The sequence below is a fragment of the Rhodothermaceae bacterium genome (assembly GCA_009838195.1).
Taxonomy (GTDB): Bacteria; Bacteroidota; Rhodothermia; order Rhodothermales; family Bin80; genus Bin80.
The window spans coordinates 64,641-88,392 of sequence record VXSC01000027.1 but is presented as its reverse complement, the minus strand read 5'-3'; the positions used below and the strand labels follow the sequence as shown (position 1 = coordinate 88,392).

Annotated in this window: 13 protein-coding genes; 7 read left to right on the top strand and 6 right to left on the bottom strand. The window is 50.3% G+C overall.

Annotated elements, in window-relative coordinates; genetic code table 11:
* Window positions 1-18: 18 nt before the first annotated feature.
* Window positions 19-1,506 (top strand): 4-alpha-glucanotransferase, encoded by a 1,488-nt coding sequence (malQ, locus tag F4Y64_06300; GenBank protein MXX97211.1) that lies wholly within the window; start codon window positions 19-21, stop codon window positions 1,504-1,506.
* On the opposite strand, the gene glgX is transcribed toward malQ, so the two are convergent.
* Window positions 1,459-3,516: a glycogen debranching protein GlgX gene (gene glgX, locus F4Y64_06295; protein ID MXX97210.1), complete on the bottom strand. Its 2,058-nt coding sequence runs from the start codon at window positions 3,514-3,516 to the stop codon at window positions 1,459-1,461. The genes malQ and glgX overlap by 48 nt on opposite strands.
* A 105-nt stretch (window positions 3,517-3,621) precedes the next feature.
* On the opposite strand from glgX, the gene F4Y64_06290 reads away from it, so the two are divergent.
* Entirely contained in the window at window positions 3,622-5,595 is a 1,974-nt protein-coding gene (locus tag F4Y64_06290) for an alpha-1,4-glucan--maltose-1-phosphate maltosyltransferase (protein MXX97209.1), read from the top strand.
* 15 nt (window positions 5,596-5,610) lie between these two features.
* On the opposite strand, the gene F4Y64_06285 is transcribed toward F4Y64_06290, so the two are convergent.
* Complete coding sequence (locus F4Y64_06285; GenBank protein ID MXX97208.1) at window positions 5,611-7,002, bottom strand: NCS2 family permease; 1,392 nt, start codon at window positions 7,000-7,002, stop codon at window positions 5,611-5,613.
* Between the two features lie 595 nt (window positions 7,003-7,597).
* On the opposite strand from F4Y64_06285, the gene glgB reads away from it, so the two are divergent.
* The 4 genes from glgB to F4Y64_06265 all read left to right on the top strand — a co-directional run bounded on the left by glgB (window position 7,598) and on the right by F4Y64_06265 (window position 16,294).
* Window positions 7,598-9,490 carry a 1,4-alpha-glucan branching protein GlgB gene (glgB, locus tag F4Y64_06280; GenBank protein ID MXX97207.1) on the top strand — a complete coding sequence of 631 codons (1,893 nt, stop codon included), beginning with the start codon at window positions 7,598-7,600 and terminating at the stop codon, window positions 9,488-9,490.
* A complete protein-coding gene (locus F4Y64_06275; GenBank protein ID MXX97206.1) occupies window positions 9,415-11,943 on the top strand; it encodes a choice-of-anchor B family protein in 2,529 nt (842 codons plus the stop codon). The genes glgB and F4Y64_06275 overlap by 76 nt, the downstream gene beginning before the upstream one ends.
* Before the next feature lie 1,127 nt (window positions 11,944-13,070).
* Entirely contained in the window at window positions 13,071-15,131 is a 2,061-nt protein-coding gene (locus F4Y64_06270) for a VCBS repeat-containing protein (GenBank protein MXX97205.1), read from the top strand.
* A gap of 290 nt (window positions 15,132-15,421) precedes the next feature.
* The gene (locus F4Y64_06265) at window positions 15,422-16,294 is read left to right on the top strand and encodes a GIY-YIG nuclease family protein (protein MXX97204.1); all 873 of its coding nucleotides are present in this window, start codon (window positions 15,422-15,424) and stop codon (window positions 16,292-16,294) included.
* 266 nt (window positions 16,295-16,560) lie between these two features.
* On the opposite strand, the gene F4Y64_06260 is transcribed toward F4Y64_06265, so the two are convergent.
* The 3 genes from F4Y64_06260 to F4Y64_06250 form a co-directional block, all read right to left on the bottom strand.
* A complete protein-coding gene (locus F4Y64_06260) occupies window positions 16,561-16,785 on the bottom strand; it encodes a hypothetical protein (protein MXX97203.1) in 225 nt (74 codons plus the stop codon).
* A gap of 558 nt (window positions 16,786-17,343) precedes the next feature.
* Window positions 17,344-17,682 carry a hypothetical protein gene (locus F4Y64_06255; GenBank protein ID MXX97202.1) on the bottom strand — a complete coding sequence of 113 codons (339 nt, stop codon included), beginning with the start codon at window positions 17,680-17,682 and terminating at the stop codon, window positions 17,344-17,346.
* A gap of 628 nt (window positions 17,683-18,310) precedes the next feature.
* Window positions 18,311-21,271: a vitamin B12-dependent ribonucleotide reductase gene (locus F4Y64_06250; protein MXX97201.1), complete on the bottom strand. Its 2,961-nt coding sequence runs from the start codon at window positions 21,269-21,271 to the stop codon at window positions 18,311-18,313.
* 348 nt (window positions 21,272-21,619) lie between these two features.
* Here F4Y64_06250 and F4Y64_06245 point away from each other — a divergent pair, with 348 nt between their 5' ends.
* Window positions 21,620-22,018 carry a hypothetical protein gene (locus tag F4Y64_06245; protein ID MXX97200.1) on the top strand — a complete coding sequence of 133 codons (399 nt, stop codon included), beginning with the start codon at window positions 21,620-21,622 and terminating at the stop codon, window positions 22,016-22,018.
* Here the strand turns inward: F4Y64_06245 and F4Y64_06240 are convergent.
* Window positions 22,007-23,593: an HD domain-containing protein gene (locus F4Y64_06240; protein ID MXX97199.1), complete on the bottom strand. Its 1,587-nt coding sequence runs from the start codon at window positions 23,591-23,593 to the stop codon at window positions 22,007-22,009. The two genes, F4Y64_06245 and F4Y64_06240, sit on opposite strands and share 12 nt — an antisense overlap.
* Between the last annotated feature and the right edge of the window lie 159 nt (window positions 23,594-23,752).

Sequence of the window (23,752 nt, the reverse complement as noted above, 5' to 3'; positions counted from 1 at the left end):
TTACGCTCATGAACCCCTATGCGCTCCAGTGGTCTTCTGTTGCATGTGACTTCCTTGCCCACCCGCTTTGGAATTGGGGATCTAGGACCGGAAGCATGGAAATTTGTTGATACACTGGCAGAAGCTGGTCAGACTTGGTGGCAGTTACTCCCTATGTGCCCCGTAGGCCTGGGGGATTCTCCCTACGCAAGCCCTGCATCATTTGCGGGAAACCCACTCCTGATCAGCCCCGAACTGATGGTGCAAGATGGGTGGTCCACCGAGACTGAAATCAACACTAATTATCCTCACTCGGGTGGCAGTGTAGATTATCAGAGCGTTTCCAATTACAAGTCAACCCTGCTGGGCCAGGCGTTCTCCCGGTTCGTGAAACAGCCGCAAACGGATGAATTCATTTCCTTCGTAAATAGGGAAAAAGATTGGCTGCTGCCGTATGCAGCCTTTCAAGCACGAAAGGTGCAATACCGAAATAGAATTTGGACGAGTTGGTCCGCAGAGGACCGAAAACCACCCGGAAAAGATTCGCTGAAGATTGATTCTCTGGAGATTCAATTCTACCTGTTCGAGCAGTTTCTTTTTGATTGCCAATGGCAGAGACTCTATGAGTATTGTCGTCAAAAAGGAATCAAGATCATGGGGGATCTACCCATCTACGTCGCACATGACAGTGTTGACGTGTGGGCGCATCCTGAATTGTTCGAGCTCGACAATGCCGGTGAGCCGCTGGTAGTTGCGGGCGTTCCTCCAGACTTTTTCAGTAAAACTGGGCAACGCTGGGGAAATCCGATTTATCGCTGGAAGGCAATGGAAGCCGAGGGATTCGACTGGTGGATCCGCCGAATGAAACGGGCACTGAGTCTATGCGACAGCATTCGACTCGATCATTTTCGCGGATTTGCCGGATACTGGGAGATACCGGCGACGGAAGAAACTGCTGTTCGCGGACGCTGGGTAACCGGCCCCGGACAAGCTTTCTTTGACCAGCTTACAGAAACCCTAGGCCCGCTGCCCATCCTCGCAGAAGACCTTGGAGTGATCACACCGGATGTGATTGAACTGATGAAGACGAACGCGTTCCCAGGAATGGCTGTCATTCAGTTTGGGTTTGATGCGGGAATGGATAACCTGCACCTACCACATAACTACAAACCCAACCAGTGCGTGTATACCGGTACCCACGACAACAATACCCTTCTCGGCTGGTGGAACTCCCTGACCGAATATGAGCATGAATTCGCAAAGGATTATTTGCAGATCGAATCCGATGAAGACGTATGCCGGATGGCCATTGCACGGTGTCTGGACTCCGAGGCCAAAATGGTGATTCTACCTGTACAGGATATCCTAGAGCTCGACAGTGATGCCCGGATGAACTTCCCTGGAACTCTTGTCGGAAACTGGTGCTGGTCCCTTCTACCAGAGCAGCATTTACAGTTGCGAGAAGTCGCCGATCAGTGGCTACACCATACCACGCTCCGAAGCAGACGACTGAACGCGCAGGATTAGCACCGACTGCGAGGCAACACTGGCGACCCCTCCTTTCAAATCTTCACCTGCCACAACCGTACTCTCCCCCCAGCCCAGCCCCCAACTCCAGACATACTCATCCGAGAGCTTGAACCGGACTGCTTCGCCAGTCGGGTTGAAACAAATCAATAGCATATCTGGCGCGGCAAGCCACATTCCAAATGCTTGGGTTGATGCCCAGTCTTCGGAGCGCATGACATGTCCTTCAGGGTGCCACCAAATTGCGTCTGGCAAGCCATTTTTTTCTACTTGTCCCGTCAAGAACCGGTTACGCCGCAGAGATGGATGATCCTCGCGGAATGCAATCAACTCACGTACAAATTCGAGCTGCTCTTTATTGGATTCGCCGAGATTCCAGTCATACCATGAGATCTCATTGTCCTGACAGTAAGGGTTATTATTCCCCTGCTGTGTCCGGCCAAGCTCGTCTCCTCCCAGAAGCATGGGAACTCCCTGAGATACAAACAAAGTGGTCAGCAGACTGCGCTTTAAGCGGTCCCGATGCGCCAGGATATCTGGATTCGTTGAGCTCCCTTCCTGACCGCAATTTTGACTGTAGTTCACAGATCTGCCATCACGACCATTTTCCTGGTTGGCCTCATTGTGTTTCCTCTCATAGGACACCAAGTCCTGGAGTGTAAACCCATCGTGCGAGGTTACGTAATTAATTGAGGACGAGGGGCGGCGATGCCCCGGAGCAAACAGATCACTCGAGCCAGCAATGCGCGTGGCAAACTGTCCGGTGATGCCGAACTCACCGTTCCAGTAACGCCGTACGACATCACGATACTTATCATTCCACTCTCTCCAAGGCGGAGGATACGTACCTAATTGATAACCTGAGTAGCCCAAATCCCATGGTTCGGCAATCAACTTTACCCCGGATAAAACAGGATCCTGTTGTACCATTTGCAGCCATCCGCTTTGATGATTGACTCTGCCTTGCTCCCGAAGCAATGTGCTGGCCAGATCAAAGCGAAAGCCATCTACATTCATCACTTCTACCCAATACCGCAGGCTATCCATGATGAGACGACGAACATATACATGCTCTGCACGCAAGGTATTACCGCATCCGGTACTGTCATAGAGAAAGCGGGGCTGTCCAGGTTTCGGTACATAATAGGACGCATTATCAATGCCCCGCCAAGATAGAGTTGGCCCCAGATGATCCCCCTCCCCCGTATGATTATAGACCACATCAAGGATGACTTCAATTCCATGGTCATGCATCGCATCCACCATCACCCTGAATTCTTTGATCGCCGAGGCTGGACCACCAGCCGAGAAACGCGGATCCGGGGCGAAATAGGAAAGGGGATTGTATCCCCAATACTGCGACAGCCCATTTTTTACGAGACGCTCATCCTGTACCGCAGCGTAGACGGGTAATAATTCTATGGTCGTCACACCCAGATGCTTCAGATGAGCCAAAACTGCATCAGAAGCAGCTCCCAGATAAGTCCCGCGAAGTGAAGGCGGTACATCCGGGTTCTGGATGCTCAGCCCTTTGATGTGCGTTTCATAAATCACGGTATCTGTCCAAGGGGTATCAGGCCTCATCGCTGATTTTTCCGAGATCCCAGGATCGGTCACTACACCAATCGGTGCATAGGAGGCACTGTCCACTGGATTCAGGACCCGGTCATCACGGTTACGGTCGTGGCCAAACAAACTGTTATCCCATACCGGCATCCTGCTGATGGCACGAGCGTACGGGTCCAACAACAGCTTTGCACTATTGAACCGGTGCCCTTCGTCTGGCGCCCATGGACCATGGACACGATAGGCATATCGCTGCCCTGGCCGTATCCCTGGCACATATACATGCCACACATCCCCGGTGCGTCCGCTCACGTCTATTGTACGTTCCAGGGAATGCTCTTCATCAAGCAGGACCAGCTCTACACGATCAGCGTTTGCACTAAAAATGGAGAAATTCACCCCGTTTTGATCGAGATATGCTCCTAATACTGTAGTTTTATCCATGAGTTATATCCGGTGGGATATACATGCTTTTTGAATAGATTCGTTGAACCGGTAAGCACCACGCTACTGCCGGTGGCACCGAGAATAAGAAATTATGACCACAATATGAAGTCCGCCTCTGATCGCTGGTCCCGTGTTTTTATTATTTCCGTATCTCCCCGCGTCCATGAAGGCGACTGGCACATCAAACGAACCGTGGGAGAACGGGTCAACGTCACTGCAGACATAATTGTTGACGGACACGACCAACTTTGCGCAAAACTCTACGTGACACACCTGGGTGGTGCCACCGAAGAAATCCGTATGACACCAACCTATAACGATGAATACACGGGCAGTTTTGTAACGGAGACTCCCGGCCTCTACACGTACCATGTACAGGCCTGGATTGACCGTTATGGTTCGTGGCAAGAGGAATATGGGCGCCGTTTTAAGGCAAAGATGCCCGAAGCGGAGCTCAAAATAGAACTTCTGGATGGCGCCGCTCTGCTCAAGGAGTACGCGGTCAATGCTCCCCTGGAGGCCCGTGAAAAGCTCCTCTCTTTTGCGAAACGGTATACCAAGGGGGATATCCAGGCCCCGCTGGAAGAGGAACCCCTGCAGTTAGCACTGGCTAACGACCCGCAAAAAGGTGCAGTCCAGAGCCCTGTACTCACGGTTGAGGTTGATCGCAAACTTGCCGCATTCGCAGCATGGTACGAATTTTTTCCGCGATCTAGTGCGAATGCACCGGGCATGCACGGAACGTTTGACGATGCAGCGCTACATCTTGAGCGCATCCGGGATATGGGGTTCGACATCGTGTATCTGCCCCCGATTCATCCAATCGGCACCACTTTCCGAAAGGGCAAAGACAACAGCCCGGAGGCAGAACCTACGGAGCCGGGGAGCCCTTGGGCAATTGGCAGCCCTGATGGAGGGCATACCAGCATCCATAAAGAACTGGGAGGGTTCCCTGCATTTGACCGGTTTGTCGCCAAAGCAACAAAACTAGGCCTCGAAGTGGCACTTGATATCGCATTCCAGTGCTCTCCTGATCATCCTTGGGTGAAAGAACACCCTGAATGGTTCAGGAAACGTGCCGACGACAGCATCCGCTATGCAGAAAATCCCCCGAAAAAATACCAGGATGTCTATCCGCTGAATTTTGAATGTGCAGACTGGCGTGCACTCTGGGAAGAACTCAAACAAGTGTTTGAGTTCTGGATCAAACGGGGGGTCCGTGTATTCCGGGTCGACAACCCGCACACAAAACCGCTGGCGTTCTGGACATGGTGCCTGAGTCGACTTCGCACGAAGCACCCTGACCTGATTTTTCTTGCAGAAGCGTTTACGCGGCCGAAAATCATGTATATGCTCGCAAAACTGGGGTTCAATAACTCCTACACCTACTTCACATGGCGAAATACAAAAGAAGAGATCACCGACTATCTCCAAGAACTCACGTCCACCAATGTCGGTGAATACTTCCGGCCCAGCTTCTGGCCAAATACCCCCGATATCTTGCATGAATACCTGGTCAGTGGTGGGCGCCCCGCACACATTATCCGGTACGTACTCGCGGCAACACTCTCTCCGGTATATGGAGTCTACGGCCCCCCATATGAGCACGTTCTTGCAGAGAGGCATCCCGACCGGGAAGAATATGCCAATAACGAGAAATATGAAATCCGTACCTGGAACTGGAATGACCCGAACTCTCTTCAGAGTCTGTTCCAGGCCATCAACCAAATCAGGAAAAACAATGCTGCCCTGCAGCAGTTACGAAATCTCCAGTTTCTGGAAATTCAAAACCCCCTTATGCTTGCCTACTGGAAGAATTCAGGTGAGAACTCTATCGTATGCATCGTGAGCTTGGATCCGTTTCAGGTTCAGGAGGGAGAGATCCTACTTCCCCTTGAAGAATTGAAGTTACCAAAGGCAGCCCCCTTCCAAATGCTTGATTTACTCGGCGGAGAACGATATATCTGGCAGGGACGCTCTCATAGTATTCGAGTGGATCCACATGTGATGCCTGCAAAAATATTCCAGGTTCTTCGCCGGGTGCGGACCGAAGCAGATTTTGACTATTTCGTGTAGTTCTTGCTGCTACGACTAGATAGAAAGCACAAAATAAACCACGAAAGCGACGGCCGCCACGATGAGGAGCCAGTGAATTTCATGGTGCTTGCCAGCCAGCAGTTTGAGTACCGTGTAGGTGATAATGCCGACTCCTATGCCGTTAGTGATGCTGTACGTCAGCGGCATCAATAGCAATGTAAGAAAAGCGGGAATGGACGCCTCATAGTCTTTCCAGGGGATATCCCGAAGTGTGCCCATCATCAGAAAGCCTACCAGAATGAGTGCGGGGGCCGTAGCCTCTGCAGGGATGATGCCTGCAAGCGGACTAAAGAACATACACAGCAAAAAGAGCACACCGACTACTACAGCCGTCAATCCAGTGCGCCCTCCTTCCGCAATGCCAGCTGCACTCTCAATATAGGTCGTGTTACTGCTCACATTCGAAAAACCTCCGAATGCTGCACCCACCGAATCCACTAATAGCACTCTGTTAATACCCGGCAACTTGCCCTCCTTTGTCAGAAATCCTCCCTCTTCACCCAGACCAACAACTGTACCCATTGTGTCGAAAAAATCGGTCAGCAAGAGAGAAAATACCGCCAGAATTGCAGCCAATATTCCCAATTGAGTAAAAAGCCCGAAATCAATTCGACCAAAAATGGAATCTGACCCAATAATACCTTGGGGAAGCCAAATAAATTCTGTAGGAACTTGAGCACTTCCGCCAAATGCGGTACCATCGGCAACCATCAGATTGAGAGTAATCGCCAGAAGCGTAGTCGCGCCAATGCCCCATAAGAGTGCACCCTTAATACCTCGGGCCATCAACCAAACTGTCAGCAGGAGTCCGAAGAGAAATGTAACCACGCTGATCTGGCTCAAATTTCCCAGTGCAAGAGGCGTCCCGGCCGTAGTGACGATAATCCCACTGTTAATGCCTCCAATGAGAGCTAGAAACAGGCCAATGCCTGCGCCTATAGATTTTTTCAGAGACATTGGGATGGCATCCATCATTGCTTCCCGAAATTTTGTCAGTACAAGCACAAAAATGATAAGTCCTTCTATGAGAACGACCGTCATAGCCTGCCCCCACGTTAATCCCATCTGTCCAACTAGCTGAAACGCTACGACAGCATTGAGCCCCATGCCGGGCGCCAGAGCAAATGGATAGTTCGCATACAAGCCCATGAAGATGGTTAGAACCCCTGCGGCCAAGCATGTCAGGCTCAGTATAGCAGCCGGGGGCATCACCATGCCGACGCTGTCAGCTGCTCCGCCCAGTATACTTGGGTTGACGAAAATGATGTAGGCCATCACCATGAACGTGGCAAAGCCGGCTCGGATTTCACCGGACAAGGTAGCCTCCCGATCCTCCAGTCGGAAAACCCGGTATGGCCAGTTATGTGGATTGTGATTAGTCGTCATGAAAATGCTGCAATAGATTATGGAATTCATACAGGCCCCGACAAGGGGGCTGCCCCGAACACGCACCGTTACGTAGGAACACTAGTATTCTATCAGGGAGTCGGCTAATCCTCTCATATGATCCCGATACGAAAGTAATCGAATTAACAATAATCGCCATCTCTGCAAGCGAATTATTGATCTCGTGTGTAATGATGGACCTATTCGGCCGAATTTAGCGACTAATTCATCGTCATTTGTTAAAAGCGCTCTTGGATTCGTACCAGAACGGTACAATTTCTCGCCCAAGGTTAACAATTGCAACACCACAAAAGAAGCAGATTTCTAACTTGCTGACTTTGCTCTACCCCAGCCTGTTGCTTATAAGCGGTTGATATCATAATTCAGGCGGAATATCTCTCTCACCCCCTTTCAGTTTTCGACACACTTTGTTCTGTGTCAATCGATCCAGAAACGGATTGAGGATCCGGGATCGTCCGATTCGGAAATCCCCCTAGATCTCTGTCCCACTTTTAACTATATGGTTTCAGTGAAGTACAACCGTTTTTTGTCCTTCGATGTGAGGTATTTCCTTTATAGCTAGCTCGTGTATTGAATGCCCAGCAAGTCTAAAAAACAGAGGGAGCGGTGGCTCTCAGATGAAGATCTCTATTTTTGGGATCAAGGAGAATTGACCAAGAGTTACGAGCGGCTTGGTGGACATTTGCACGAAGATGGCGCCTGGTTTGCAGTCTGGGCACCGCATGCAGATACCATTCATGTCATTGGAGATTTTAATGACTGGCAGGCAGAGGCGCATCCCATGCAAAAAACCGGAAGCGGTTGCTGGGAATGCTTCGTTCCTGGTGCTTCAAGGGGGCAGCGATACAAATACCGCATCCAGCACGGCCTGTATACAGTGGACAAGTGTGACCCTTTCGCGGTTCAAATGGAGCCACCCGTATCTCAGGGAAGTAGCGTGCAGGGACTCTCTGCCGTTTTAAATCCCCTGCAGTATGACTGGCAGGATAAAGCGTGGATGAATCAGCGGGATGGGGCAGCTACGCTAGGGAAGCCAATCTCCATCTACGAAGTGCACCTTGGATCCTGGCAGCATAAAGAGTACGGCACCTCCCTGTCCTATCGAGAAATTGCCGAGGCACTCGCAGATCACGTCAGCGATCTGGGTTTTACTCATGTTGAACTACTTCCTGTTGCCGAGCACGCGTTTTATGGATCGTGGGGATATCAGGTGGTCGGATACTTCTGCCCGACTTACCGATACGGCTCTCCTGAAGATCTGATGTTTCTGATTGATACTCTCCATCAACGGGGAATTGGTGTGATCGTCGACTGGGTCCCCGCCCACTTTGCTACGGATCCACAAGGGTTGGTTTATTATGATGGCTCCACCCTGTTTGAGTACGATGATCCCAAAATGCGCTACCACCCAGACTGGGGAACCTATATTTTTGACTATGGAAAAGCCGGAGTACGGAATTTTCTGATTTCGAACGCACTCTTCTGGCTGGATAAGTACCACATCGACGCTTTACGTGTGGATGCCGTTGCCTCCATGCTGTACCGGGATTATTCACGCGATGAGTGGTCTCCGAATACGTATGGTGAGCGCGAAAACCTTGAGGCCATTGATGTCCTCAAAAAAACCAACGAGGCTGTCTATTCGCACTTTCCCGGTGCTTTTACCATTGCAGAAGAATCGACTGCATTTCAAGGAGTATCCGCCCCGACCTACGACCAGGGGCTCGGCTTCATGTACAAGTGGAATATGGGCTGGATGAACGATGTGCTCGCCTACATGCGTGAGGATCCAGTGCATCGCAAGTACCACCATAACCTGTTAACCTTCTCCTTCGTGTATGCATTCAGTGAGCACTATGTACTTCCTCTTTCGCATGATGAGGTCGTTCACGGCAAGGGCTCTCTCTGGGATCGTATGCCGGGGGATGAGTGGCAGAAAGCCGCCAATTATCGACTCCTCTTGGGACACATGTTCGGGCATCCCGGCAAAAAGATGCTATTTATGGGTAGCGAGTTTGCTCAAACCCAGGAGTGGACTCATGATCACCCATTAAACTGGGATTTAGTCAACAGTCCCCTGCATGGCGGGATCCTTCGCCTCGTGAAAGACCTGAACACTCTATATCTAGAGTCGCCTGCTCTCTGGAATGATGGTCCGGACGGATGGTCGTGGATTGGTGAACATGTCAATGACTCGATTCTTGTCTATGAGCGAAAGCAGGGATCTGAAAGCATTGTGTTCGCTCTGAACATGACCCCGGTTCCTCGGGAGAATTTCAGGATTGGTGTTGAAAAAAAGGGCCATTGGCACGAACGCTTAAATAGTGATGCATCCATATATGGGGGAAGTGACATGGGTAATATGGGGCGCGTGGAGAGCATGCCCGTTCCATGCCACGGTCGCCCCTCGAGTATCGTCGTGACACTCCCTCCACTTGCCTTCCTAGTACTGCAGAAGGAATCCTGACGTATTTTCTGCATCCTATGTCCGTCAAAATCGTACTAGGGGACTTGATTCTGTTAACCCAATGGCCAATCTTCGTCATGAAATACTTTTCCCTCTTACTACTTTTCGCCGTGCCATCTACAGCTTACGCCCAGATTAATGCTCTCGGCCTCGCTACGGAGACTACCGAAAATTCCATCTTGGTAGGGCACCCTATCCCTGATGACGATCAGTCAGGAATTGTCTATATCTATCAATACACAGGTGACGAAGAGGGATGGCAGGTTGCCGGTGAACTCATAGCCTCGGACGCTACAGCAGGAGATGGGTTTGGCTACCAGATCGTTGCCAACGGAGAGCACCTTGCAATCGGCGCCCCCTCTATGGAAGGAACTGGTGGTGCAGTTTACGTCTTTGCCCAAAATAGCGAAACGGGTGACTGGGAAGAAGTTGCGAAGGTATCTGGCTCGGAAGAAGCACCAATTGGCGGAAGCGTTGCCTTTTCGGGGGCAACCCTCGTTACAGGAGGTATGACTGGGGTTGATTCAACTAACTCCGTGTCTGTTTACACGCGTGGAGAGGGTGGCTTCGAAGAGGCAGGTATACTGACACACGAAAATGTGCAGGTGGCGGATTTATTTGGCTCATCCGTTGCAGTTGCAGGCAATGGAAGCGTCTACGTTGGTGCTCCCGGTGCCAATGAAGGCGCTGGAGCCGTATACCATTTTGCGAATCACGACGGTCAGTGGCATGGCCAGCAAATCCTGAGTGGTGATCAAGAAAATATTAATGGCCGGGGACTGGGAGTTGCCCTGCAGGTGGTTGCTGACTCAATGCTCTTTGCAGGCGCCCCAGGGATCGTTCCCAATATACAGCCAACCGCGCCTCCTCCTCCAGGTAAATTGGTCTGGGCAGCGATTGGCGTCCAGGGGCTTGAAATTCTCCAAGTGCTGGCTACGGAAATAGGTGGCTTTGATATCTTCGGCCTCGGTTTCGGCTCTAATAACACAACCCTGCTTGCAGGTCTGCCTGTCGCCGGTGGTCAGATGGGATCTGTGTGGTCGTACGAACTAGATATGGACTCCATGCAATGGGCCAGAACAGGTACCATTGAAGCGGGGACAGGAGATCAGCTTTTCGGCATGGTTATTTCCCTTGGAGATAACACAGGTGTTATTAGTGCACCCTTTACGAACCTTGGTAAGGGCTCGGTTCGCGTAGCTACTATGGACGGCGAAAGTGGTGAATGGGTCGTGAGTGACCCGCTGAAAACCGGCAAAGAGGTTGTACTCATCTCAAGTGGCGCTGTAGACTGTGCCGACGGGGTGGCCGGGCAGTTTGACTGTGGGAACGTTGATCTACTCTCCTATATGACGATTGAAGATCTTGGAGGGGGCGACGGGATCCAAGCGAACGATGTCTGGGGATGGGTTGACCCTGAAACCAGCCGTGAATATGCCTTGGTGGGACGAACCAATGGAACTTCTTTTGTAGACATTACGGATCCGACCAACCCAGTCTTGAAAGGAGACCTGCCGTTGACCGAAGGTGCAAATCCGAATTCCTGGCGAGATATCAAGGTCCATGCCAACCATGCGTTCATTGTAGCCGATAATGCGGGCGAGCATGGTATGCAGATCTTTGACTTAACCCGCCTTCGCGAGGATAGTGACACACCAGTTACCTTCACGGAAGATGCGATTTATGATGGCATCGCCAGTGCTCACAACGTCGTGATCAACGAAGACACTGGATTCGCCTATGTGGTTGGAAGCAGTGGTGGTGGGGATACCTGTGGAGGAGGATTGCACATGGTCAACATACAGGATCCTGTTTCGCCTCAATTTGCTGGCTGCTTTGCAGATCCGAGTACTGGCCGCGCCGGTACAGGTTACTCACATGATGCGCAGTGCGTAATCTATGAGGGACCAGACACCGACTATCACGGAAAAGAGATTTGCTTTAACTCGAATGAGACCGCACTCAGCATCTCGGATGTCACGGATAAAGAAAATCCTGTGGCCCTCTCCGTGGCAGAATACCCAAATGTAGCATATGCTCACCAAGGCTGGGTCACCGACGACTTTGAGTACTTTTATATGAACGATGAGATTGATGAGTTAAGTGGAAATGTCGTGGGTACGCGAACCCTCATCTGGAATGTATCGGACTTGGACGACCCCCTGTTGGAGAAGGAATTCATGTCAGAGAACCTTTCAAGTGATCATAACCTGTACATTCAGGGAGATGTGATGTATCAGTCCAATTACATGAGCGGGCTGCGAATCTTTGACATCAGCGATCGCACCAACCCAGTAGAAATCGGCTTCTTTGACACCCATCCGATAGGCACGGACAAGCCGGGGTTTGAGGGGTCGTGGAGCAATTATCCCTACTTCCCCAGTGGCACGATCATCGTTACCAGTATCGGCGAGGGACTCTTCATTGTCCGAAAACAAAATATTGATATATAGGTGAATCTCCAGTCGTATGCTAAGAAAATATTTTTCTGGCGTTGCATTTTTTCTGGTGCTTTTTTATGGACATGCGTTGGCGCAGTCGGCACCGCCCATTTTCAGCCGCGATGTCCTACCCATCATTCAGGAGAAATTTGCTCTGCTCCTAGAGCGGGAGACCGGCCTCTCTCTTGAATCGTGGGATGGGATCATGGCCGGATCGGATCATGGGGAGATTGTGATCCCTTACGATCCAGATGGGAGTCTGTTGATCCGTCTGGCTAACAACCTCTCCGGTGAGGACCCATTGAGCGCCCATGCCGCGAAATTGTCCGACGAAGATGTTCTGACAGTTCGGTCATGGATCGAGCGTGGCGCCCCGAATGACGAAGGGCATGTTGCCTACTCGGATACATCTAACCTATTGTATGCATGCATCCAGGGAGCCGCCAAAGTTGCGGTCATTGACATGGATGCGAATGTGGTCATCCGGACGATTGACCTGCAGGAACTGGGCTTCACCGAGAACTCCAGGCCTCATCATGTGGCCGTTGAACCCGATGGATCTGCGTTCTATGTCTCCCTGATCGGGGATGACACCGTACTGAAGTTCAACCGAAATAATGAGCTGATTGATCAGATTGCTTTTGAGCGACCGGGAATGCTAGTAGTCAGCCCAAGCGACAGCCTCCTGTTTGTGGGCCGATCCATGAAAGCTGTCAACCCACCTCAGAGAATTGGCATCGTTGAGCGGAATGGGATGGAGATTGAAGAGCTGGATGTGTTTTTCCCCCGCCCCCATGCACTGGCAATCAATCCAAGCGGTAAATATGTGTACGTCGCAAGCCTTGCACAAAATGATATGTTCGTGGTTGATGTCGCCGCCGAGGAATTCTTTATGCGGAGGCTCCAAGGAGATCCACACACACTCGTGCAATTTGCTGTATCACCAGATGGTCAGGTGATGGTCGCGGGAGGACAGCTTACCGGCGAATTTCTCTTCTTTGACCTGTCGTCGGATCCTTTTACCCCAGTTCCAGACGGGTCTATCAAGGTTGGTATGGCACCTTGGCATCCTGTGTTTAGTCCAGATGGGAATTATGTCTGGTTTGGCAACAAGATGGGCAATCGTGCCACGGTCGTAGATGTTGCCGAGCGCGCAGTTGCGGCAACCGTTGAAGGACTTGCGGAGCCTCATGGAGCTGCCATCTCACCGAATGGACGCAACGTGTATATCTCCAACAATAATCTCAAGGGAGCCTATTCTGGCCGATATTCATGGCAGGATGGCCATCTCCCAGGGGTCATTGCAGTCATTGACTCGGAATCTCGTGAAATCACAAAAATGCTCGAAGTGGGGCCGAATCCCACTGGTCTTGGGACCCGCTAGGAATTGGGTTTCCCTTGGTCTTGCCCTTGCTTTCCTGTCAGGCTGTGCGACCACACAGACAACCCAGCAGGGTCCTCCTGAGTTTCCCCCCTCATATGTCCAGGAGATCTATGGGATTGAGGTATTTGGGGTGGATGGCGAGCCTCTTGATCATCCATTCCATGGTGGATTCAATCTGCCTAGACCACAACTGATTGATATTGATGGCGATCAGGACCTGGACCTGTTTGTTCAGGAGTTAACCGGTCACATCAAGTATTTTGAAAACACCGGCAGCACCACCGCACCCTCGTTTACCTGGCGCAGTGATCAGTATCAAGATCTGGATGTAGGTGAGTGGTACCGATTCGTTGACCTAGATCAGGACGGCGACTATGACTTGATCAGCGAAACCGTCTTCAGTTATGTGCGGCTTTTTCGCAACGAAGGAACCGCCACCTCCGCTTCCTTTGCCGCGCCCCTAGATTCATTACTAGATGCAGAGGGCGAACCACTCTTTATAGATCGCCAAAATATCCCGACCGTCATTGACCTAGACTGTGATGGACTCCTGGATCTGTTTATTGGCCGTGTCAGCGGAACCGTACTGCACTATGAATCTGTTGGTAAAGACGAACCTGGGCTTCCAAGATTTCGGCTAGTGACCGAGCGGTTTGAGGACATAGAAATTCTTGGCATGTTTGCTACCCTGCACGGTGCCAATGCTCTGTCGTTCCACGATATTGATCAGGACGGCGATGAGGATCTCTTTTGGGGAGATTTTTTTGAACCGGGCATTTTGCTGATTTCCAATACCGGAACCTGTGCGGAGCCGAACCTTCGCAATGAACCGGTTGCCTATCCGCCTGACGATCCGATCAAGACTAGCGGCTACAATTCCGTTCTCTTTGCTGACCTTGACGGGGATGACACCGCTGAACTGCTGTTCGGAGTGCTTGGCGGAGCATTCAACCCAAACACGTCTGCAGTGGACAATCTCTACTACATGGATCCGACACCGGAGGGACTTGTGCTGAAAACAAAAACATTACTGTCGGGAATTGATGTCGGTGCAGATTCCTACCCTGTATTTGCTGATCTGGACGCAGACGGAGATCATGACCTACTGATCTCCAACAAGATCTCAACGCACGATTTTAATACCGCCACAATCCATTTCTTCGAAAACACCTCTGTGCCCGGACATCTTCGCTGGCAACGACGATCGCCGCTTCCCATCGGGGGGCATTACAATCTCGCACCTGCTGTGGCGGACCTTGATGCGGATGGAGATTTGGATATGCTGGTAGGTACCTGGAACAAGGGCAGTTTGTATTTCCGCAATGATGGAACCCCGAGTGTACCGGATTTTGTACTAGATGAAAGTAATACCGTAACTCTCACCCGTGGTAGCAACAGTACGCCTGCCCTTGTAGATATTGACGCAGACGGGGACCTGGATCTTTTCATTGGCGAGTCATCGGGAGATCTGAATTTTTACCGCAACAACGGCAGCCCGAGTGTACCACAATTTGAGCTTGTCAGCGACGAATTCGAAGGCATCGACGTTGGACGGCGAAGTGTGCCCCGCTTTGCCGACTTGGACGGAGATGGGGATCAAGATCTAATTCTGGGGCGCGAAGCCGATGGAGTTGTCCTTTACATGAATGAGGGAAATACAGAGGTGCCCGTTTTTGTTGAATCCGGTACACTTCCAGCTCCTTTCCCGATCCTTGCGGTCCCCGCGTTTATAGATATTGACACGGACGGAGACCTGGATGTGTTCAGTGGCGGGCTGGGTGGTGGAATATTGTTTTTCCGCAACACGCAGTACTGATCCAGACATAGTAGCCGAAGCGTCTCGCCCTCAACTTTGTTGACGCTATCGGACGTGTAGCGTGACCGGATTTAATCATCACAGTGTGTTGGCAGAATTCTGCTTAATCATGGCATTAGGATAGCGATATCTCCTTACTCAGAAACTACTAAGAATAGATGCGTCACGCCTTCTCAAACGGATTATTCCTATAGAACATCTGAATCCAAAACCTGTCAAACGCTTCACATGTCCAACGACTAATGTCCATCCTCTGCATATACTACCCAATTTAGATCAACGGAAATTCAATGAGCAAACTTAGAGGCTTCAAGATCGAAATATTCGCGGCCGATGGGAATCCACAAGGCTTGCGCTTGATTGAGAAGTCAAACTGGATAGGCCTCGGTATTGTATGTCCAAGAGGAAGCTATCCTCAGGCCAAGAAGCGAGATGAGTTTTCTCGAAGTGGTGTTTATATGTTGATCGGCCACGATGGAGACTCGCTACCCATGCTATATGTAGGTGAGTCTGAACAGGTTGTAAAACGTCTTGATTCCCATTACACCGACAAGGATTTCTGGCAGCAGGCCATCATATTCACCACGAATGGAGACCAATACCAATTGAACAAGGCCCAAGTGAAGTACCTTGAATCTCGCCTGTTAGAGTTCGCAAAGAAAGCTGGGCGGTCGGAACTACAGAACAAGGGTACGCCCAAATCCTTGCTTAAAGAGGCGGACCGAGCCGTATTAGAAAGTTACTTGGACGAGTTGCTGTCCCTTCTTCCTCTCCTGGGGGTTCCGTTTCTCGAGCTTGACGATTTATCAGAGAATGACCGCCATCACTACTTTTGCAAGGGAAAGGGCTATAATGCAAAGGGCCTTGAAGAGAATATGGGGTTCAGGGTTCTAAAGGGATCAATCGCACGCGCAGAAGTGAGGCCTTCCATGAAAAAGCATGTGAGGAGTTACTTCAACCTACGGCAAAAACTCATCACCGATAAAATACTGCAAGAGACAGATGGTGGTTATCTTTTCTCAAGGGACCACCACTTTGATTCCTCCTCGGCAGCTGCAGCCACATGCTGCGGTGGGGCCACAAATGGTCCTAACAAATGGAAAGACACAAATGGATATTCACTGAGAAACAACCGTGAGAAAGCGATTACCGAACAGAAGTGACATCTGACGAAGAGTAATAACACGCCCCTCGACATTCAATAATTTAATCCTGAGTTGGTGGGTTGAATGGATCACGCTGCACCCCTCGTTTCAAAGGAGAGGCCACCTATTCAAAATGGACAGAATTATTTCAGTACGCATTTTCCCTTGAACCGTATCACTACGCTTGGAATTTGCATACAAACTCTTAAGCGTGCTTCAGATTGGTTAGAGTATTCCCTCATCACAACAAATTCATTCCTAATTCTCGATCCAATTTTCAGGACCTATAATTTCCGAAAATTCGTTGTTGCGAACGTAACAAAAGCTTTACGCTCGTAGAGTTTGGCCTCCTTAAAATTAGTAATCGCATTCTCAGCATCTTTAATATCCTTCAGCACCTCGGAGCGATGAAAGGTCTCACTTGGATCATAATCTGCATTATATCGCTTGGACTGTAAGATCGAAAATACATGACCAAATTCCTGAATTTCAGGAGAGAATTGCTCCATGATCTCCTTTCTGTTGCAACAACGTGCCACCTGAGCATGAACCAGGGATCAATAAGCTTGCTTCCAAGCTAAATTATTTCTGGTTCTGGCAGTTCCAATAAGTGCATCCGCGTATGCTTTCGCAGCGCAATGAAACAAGGCATAATAAGCTGTGCTAACTGCTCGACGTAAATCAACCTGCTGAGGCTTCCCTCCCCGCCCTCTCGCCAGCTTCCTTGCAGTTCTGATAAAATGTAAGGGAGTCATATAGCTCACAATCAATCAGAGATCCAGTAAGACTCTTCTCCGTTCTTTGGCGCTATGACCATACGGGAATCGCCTTTTCTAAACTGAATCCCGAGATGTTCTCACGAGTTACTATAAAGACTAGAGGAAGGTGCCTGTAGATGATCATGAAGCAATACAAATCTTCAATTGGGTAAGTTTTACAGGAGGAATTAATCTACTCTATAGCCCCAAAACAACTTCCATGAAGTGAGCTAATACCTCCTAATTCTCGTCGTATGTACCGCAGATGCTCGCGACCTTAGCCTCGGAAATTTACAGCTAAATACCTAGTCAAACGACTACGCCTTCCGGGCTATTCTCAAGATAATCTTCGTATTCTATAAACGAGAGAACTGGAAAACGTTCCTCATTGATTTCTTCAAGCTTAGGGCGAATCAGTCTAATAAAACTCAGCGAATGCTCAGGGTCAAGTTCCCCCGTTGAGCTATAAACGAATTTTACACGAAAATAATCCTCGTCTTCAAATGGAAATGGCTCTCGAACCTGAATTAACTCAACTTTGGCGTTCGCGAACTGCTCTTCAAAAAAGGTCTTGAAGAGCTGTTCTAACTGATTCAATGGTTCATTCACTTTTTTGAAGCGACCTTGGTTAAGATTCCAATCCGACATTTTTATACTAATGTTGTAATAATGCAAAATATATTACAACATGTGTACTAAGAGGGGAAGATATAAGTTCTCATTCCTCATCGGATAGAAGTATGGACACATCAACGACTACTTGGACAATGACATTAAATTGCCCATAGCGACTCAGATTCCGCAACAAGTACAGCTCACAAGCCTTGGAGAACCCCTCATTCTGATCACGAATTAAGGTCCTCCACAAAATCCCGCTCTCCAATCACTGCTGCCAGCTCCTAGTCCACAAGCTGCTCACGTATCCCTGCTATTGAGGAGCAACCTTGCAGAGCTGTCAGGGTTGGCAAGAATGAACTGCTTGGTCTGATTCAGTTCAGCGTGACCCATACTGCTTCGGGCTTGGTGAAGTACTGGTCTAGTGCTTCGCCTATTGTTGTGGGGGCAGGACGTTTGAGTTTGTGCATTGCACCATCATCTACTTGTGTACAGGTCGTTCGTCTACGACGCCCATTGCCATATGCTACATTTTCTCCAGCGTGCCCATTTCACGGACATGCGAAAGGGCGTTCCCCACTCGAGTTGTGGTACATGCCGTGAAACGTCCACCCTGACATGGACAAAAGCCCTCTAATCCGTTCGTATGGCTCTATGCCACTCACCCACAACCACTAGAGCTCCCACACTGTGAGCAGACGTAGCAAGCACCGCTGCGCACCGTAATCGCCCCACAGGTTGAACAAATCGGCGCATCGTCCTGATTCTGATACGTACCGTTCTCAACACCTACTGCTTCCGTGGCCCCAACAACCGCTTCTGCCTTCTGAGGAGAACTCACCGGAACTGTCTCTGATTGCACCGACAGCTCCTTTACGTCTTCTGCATCCCATTGTCCCTGTACATCTTCCTCAATATCCTGAACCGCATTTTTGATGACCTCCGGGATAACTGGCTTCTCCAGGAAAGTGAGTGACAGATACCGGAAGATATAATCCATGATGGACATCGCCATCGGGATCTTCCGATTATTCGTGTACCCACTCGGCTCAAAGCGCATAAAGCTGAACTTGGCACATAGATCTTCCAGTGGCACCCCATACTGCAAAGCAATTGAGATACTCGTGGCAAAGGCATCCATCAGCCCGGAAATCGTTGATCCTTCCTTTGCCATCCGGATGAAGATTTCGCCTGGCAGTTCTGTATCAGGATAGAGCCCCACATGCAGATACCCTTCGTGACCACTAACACTGAATTTATGTGTAAGGGCAGGCCGCTCATCAGGAAGGCGCTTACGCGTCGACTTGTACGTAACACGGGGACTGACAATTTCCGCTTCCGCTGGCAATCCATCTCCCGAGGCAGCGTTTTTGGTGTTACCGCCTTCGGATGTGGATAACGGCTGACTGCGCTTGGAGTTTTCGCGGTAGATGGCCAATGCTTTCAAGCCCAAGCGCCAGCCTTCCATATAGGCCTCCCCGATTTCCACTGAGGTGACCTCCTCAGGCATATTCACCGTCTTGGAGATTGCACCAGATACAAACGGCTGGCAGGCTGCCATCATACGAATATGCCCCATGAAGTGCACGCTACGGGTCCCGTTAAAGGGCTTGAATGCACAATCGAAGACCGGCAAGTCTGCTTCATTCAGATCTGGTGCCCCCTCAATCGTATCATGCTCATCGATATACGCAAGGATCTTCTCGATCTGCTCTTCATCATACCCTAGACGAGTGAGCGCCTCCGGCACGGTGCGATTGACAATTTTGAGCGTGCCATCCCCCTTACCCGCCAACAACTTGTATTTTACGAGCGCGATATCCGGCTCAATCCCGGTGGTGTCACAGTCCATCATGAAGGCAATCGTTCCTGTCGGGGCAAGCACGGTTACCTGTGAATTGCGAAAACCATAACGCTCTCCGAGTGTAACCATTCGATCCAACGATTCCTCTGCAGCGCTACGCAGATATTCAGGGCAACTTTCGTCGATCTCATTCGCAGCATCGCGATGCATGCGCATGACCTCGAGCATGCTCTCACGATTCTCTTCATAGCCGGCAAAGGGACCGATCTTGGGATTGCCCGCAATCTCCGCACTTCGAGCGTACGCTTCTGCGTGTTCAATCGCCATGATCGCACCAGCAACCGCACGCCCTTGATCACTGTCATAGGGGAGCCCCATGGCCATCAGGAGTGCACCTAGGTTGGCGAAGCCGAGTCCCAATGGGCGGAAAAGATGACTGTTTCTAGCAATGCTTTCACTCGGGTACCCGGCGTTATCCACAATGATCTCCATTGCAGTAATGTAGATCCGTACTGCAGCTCTGAAGCGCTCAACATTAAACGAACCATCCTCCTCTTGAAACTTGCGCAGGTTCAGACTGGCCAAGTTGCACGCGGAGTTGTCCAGAAACATGTACTCCGAGCAGGGATTGCTTGAGTTAATGGGACCGGTTGTTTTGCAGGTGTGCCACTTCTGGATGATGTCTTCGTACTGCACCCCCGGATCGCCACAGATATGAGTTCCCTCGGCAATCTGATCAAGGAGCATGTTGGCATCAACCTGCCGGACTACTTCCCCTGTTGTGACTGTGCGGAGTGCAAACGGAGTCCCCAATTCCACCGCCTTCATGAACTCGTCATCCAGCCGCACCGACTGGTTCACATTCTGAAACGCTACAGAGCCATATGCCGGACCATTAAATGATCCGTCATATCCCTGCTCAATCAACGCCCAAGCCTTTTTCTCTTCCTCTTTTTTGGAGTTAATAAATTCCTCCACATCTGGATGCCAGATTTTCAGCGTCTGCATGATTGCAGCCCGACGTGTCTTCCCACCACTCTTGATGGTTCCCCCGGTTGCATCCTGCACGCGCATAAAACTCACCGGCCCACTGGGAATACCACCCCCCGACAATTTTTCATGCGTTGACCGAAGCGTAGACCAATCTGCCCCTACCCCAGACCCAAACTTGAACAGACGTGCACTCTCACTCATCAATTTCCAGATATCATCAATCGAATCTTCCACGGAAATGATGAAGCAGGCCGACCCCTGTGGATACTCGTAAGGGTCTACATCCGCGACCTCCTCTTTTTCTGCATTCCAGCCCCAAATCTTTCTGTCTCCAGAATCGCTCACTCCATAGCGATCATGCAGGCCAACGTTGAACCACACCGGCGAATTGAAGGCACCGTACTGGTTCACACAAAGCCAGGTCAACTCGTCATGGAACCGATCTGCATCTTCCCGGGTGGCAAAGTAATCCTGATCTGCCCCCCAGTCTGCAATCGTTCGAGTCACGCGGTGAATTAATTGACGCAAGGAATGCTCACGTCCTCCTTCATCCGGCTCCATATGGACATTGGCCAGATCTCCATAGAAGTACTTCGAAGCGACTACATTCGTCGCCAGGGCACTCCAGTTTTTTGGGAACTCCACACCTCTTTGCTCAAATACGGACTCTCCTTGAGGATTTTTGATTGCAGCATCTCGCTTTTCCCATTCGAGCGAATCAAGTGCATTCTCCCCTTCGTTGGAGAAAACACGTTTGACAGACAGTCCTTTCTGGAAAGTCGCAGACGATGGCTTTGTAGTAGATTTGGCAGAAGAGGATTTCATGGCTAGAGCTCAGGTATTGACATAAATGTGTGACGGTCAGGTCGGGGGGCATGTTACAATATGTAGTTACATATTGTAACATGCTCCGGAATAATAAGGAAAATTTTTCATAAATGCCATTAATATTTTTGTTCCGATTCAGATAATAATTTCATCTTGTTTGTTTTCTGGGGAATTAGATGGTTTTCAAAGAATACAATGCCGTTATTTCAAGTCACTTCGTCCTATTCACAGGATCACACAGAATCGCACAGAGAATTCACTGGAAACTCACCAATTGGTGTGGATAAATAAAAACCGAACTTGCCCCCCTATGCACGGGTAAAACCGCCCTAAACGGAGAAAAAAATGGTTGATTTTGACGAACGGAGCGCCTATCCCAAACCTTTGGATTTTGAGGTCATGCGTCCGGAGTATGAAGAGGCTGAAGACGGGACCGTGATTGCCACAATCACAGTGAGCCCATTTGAAGTCACGGGCTCCAGTGTCTCAGAGCCCGGGGCACGCCGGTCAGCAATTTATCAGGCACACAAAACGTATAAGACCTATCATCCCAATTATGAGGTTCCCAGCCCGTTTCCTGACGAGTTCGAGGATCAAGAAGGGATTCTCTGGAAACGATTGAGTCCCATGGCGCGCACGATGCTCGGGGATTATTCCTTTACGGATCCTGATGGAGAAGAAGACTACGCCAACATCGAGCAGATGCTAATCTGGGATGTACGCCCCGGCGCATCAGGCCAGTAGCCGCGCTTTTATAGACTCCAGGTGTTCTAAAGCCACGTGGTGATCCTCCGGAATGTCACCGGTCATGATTTCCTGCTTTAGGGCATAGGCCGCGGGCCGCTCGCTCACGGGCATGGACAACACCACCTCTTCATAGAGCTTGGCCCGGCGCAATGCGTCATCCTTGATCTGCATCATCAATGCAAAGGCAGCATCGTGTTCATTCGGGATTTTCCCATCCAAAATCGCTTCACGGACTGCAAGCTTGATGATTCCGACTGCCACGCCGGCCCTGATCCCAACCACTTCCATTATCTCCTCTCCGTCGAGCGGTGGTTGAAAATTCCGCAGCTGATCCTTCGCCTCCACCTCTTCAAACTTACGGGCCACCGAATCAAATGCCCGCAGATAACGCCTCACGCGTTGCGGATTGCGGGATGTAATATCTGCCCGAACCAGAATCATCAGATCATCAATATCTTCACCGGCATCAAATAATAGTCGCCGAATTGCGGAATCTGTAACTTCATCATCTACAAGTGCAACCGGCCTGTGATGCAAAGCCACCAGCTTTTGGACATACGCCATTCGCTCATCTGTCGGTAGACGCAGTTTCCTGAAAAGCTTTGGTACCATTCTCGAACCGCGATCTTCATGACCATGAAATGTCCAGCCACTCCCGGGGGCAAAGCGTTTGGTTTGCGGTTTACCCACGTCATGCAACAGCGCTGCCCAGCGTAACCAGTATCGATCTGGTGGGGCCGTTGCGACAACATTATCTACCACCTGGAGGGTATGATAAAAGTTATCCTTATGGCGCTGTCCTGCCACCGTATCAACACCTCTGAGTGCACTGAGCTCTGGGAAAAATTCGCGTAAAAGTCCTGTTTCTTCCAAAATTTTCAAGCCCCCGGAGGGTTCCGAGCTAGCCATAATTTTATGCAACTCATCGGTGATCCTTTCCTGGCTCACAATTTCGAGACGTTTCGCTTCCTGCTTCATCCCCTTTCGCGTCTCTTGGTCAATGCGAAAGCTCAGCTGAGTCGCAAACCGGGCAGCCCGAATCATTCGTAGCGGATCATCTGCAAACGTCACCCTTGGTGGTCTGGGGGTTCGAAGCTTCCCTGCATCCAGATCCTTCAGTCCGCCAAATGGATCCAGGAGTTCTCCGAACGGCAGCTCTCCAGAGAGGCTGACCGCCAACGCATTCACCGTAAAATCCCGCCGAAGCAGATCATCCTCAAGCGTACCATCCTCCACAATGGGCTTGCGGGAATCTTTTCGGTAACTCTCGCGCCGAGCAGCTACGAACTCCAGAACTACATCTTTCACTCGAACTGCAGCTGTTCCAAATTTCGGATAGACATGGGCAACCGTGCCACCCAGATGGGTACTTATCGCACGGGCTAACTGGATCCCGGATCCCTGCCCCAGCGTCACAAAATCTATATCTGTCGTTGGACGCCCAAGAATTGCGTCGCGAACAAATCCTCCGACCGCATAAACCTCCAATTTTTGGCTCTGGGCTTCCTCGCCCACTGCTCTGAGCAATTCGTACTGGGGCAGCGTACGCAGTAATTCACACAGGTTATTCATGATACCCCAAATCCTTAAGGGCAAAGTTAGCCAACTTCCAGATTGAACGCTCCTGACGTCAGATCAATCCACAAGATGTACTCCAGGGAAAACCATGTGATATGCCGTGAAGAACTCAAAACTTCACTACGAAAAGAACAAATTTCCGGCCACAATAGA

What these genes read in the sequence shown, in the direction of transcription:
- malQ (MXX97211.1), top strand. Translation starts at nt 19, where the DNA reads ATGCGCTCCAGTGGTCTTCTGTTGCATGTGACTTCCTTGCCCACCCGC.
- glgX (MXX97210.1), bottom strand. Translation starts at nt 3,516, where the DNA reads ATGGATAAAACTACAGTATTAGGAGCATATCTCGATCAAAACGGGGTG.
- F4Y64_06290 (MXX97209.1), top strand. Translation starts at nt 3,622, where the DNA reads ATGAAGTCCGCCTCTGATCGCTGGTCCCGTGTTTTTATTATTTCCGTA.
- F4Y64_06285 (MXX97208.1), bottom strand. Translation starts at nt 7,002, where the DNA reads ATGACGACTAATCACAATCCACATAACTGGCCATACCGGGTTTTCCGA.
- glgB (MXX97207.1), top strand. Translation starts at nt 7,598, where the DNA reads ATGCCCAGCAAGTCTAAAAAACAGAGGGAGCGGTGGCTCTCAGATGAA.
- F4Y64_06275 (MXX97206.1), top strand. Translation starts at nt 9,415, where the DNA reads ATGCCACGGTCGCCCCTCGAGTATCGTCGTGACACTCCCTCCACTTGC.
- F4Y64_06270 (MXX97205.1), top strand. Translation starts at nt 13,071, where the DNA reads ATGTTGCCGAGCGCGCAGTTGCGGCAACCGTTGAAGGACTTGCGGAGC.
- F4Y64_06265 (MXX97204.1), top strand. Translation starts at nt 15,422, where the DNA reads ATGAGCAAACTTAGAGGCTTCAAGATCGAAATATTCGCGGCCGATGGG.
- F4Y64_06260 (MXX97203.1), bottom strand. Translation starts at nt 16,785, where the DNA reads ATGGAGCAATTCTCTCCTGAAATTCAGGAATTTGGTCATGTATTTTCG.
- F4Y64_06255 (MXX97202.1), bottom strand. Translation starts at nt 17,682, where the DNA reads ATGTCGGATTGGAATCTTAACCAAGGTCGCTTCAAAAAAGTGAATGAA.
- F4Y64_06250 (MXX97201.1), bottom strand. Translation starts at nt 21,271, where the DNA reads ATGAAATCCTCTTCTGCCAAATCTACTACAAAGCCATCGTCTGCGACT.
- F4Y64_06245 (MXX97200.1), top strand. Translation starts at nt 21,620, where the DNA reads ATGGTTGATTTTGACGAACGGAGCGCCTATCCCAAACCTTTGGATTTT.
- F4Y64_06240 (MXX97199.1), bottom strand. Translation starts at nt 23,593, where the DNA reads ATGAATAACCTGTGTGAATTACTGCGTACGCTGCCCCAGTACGAATTG.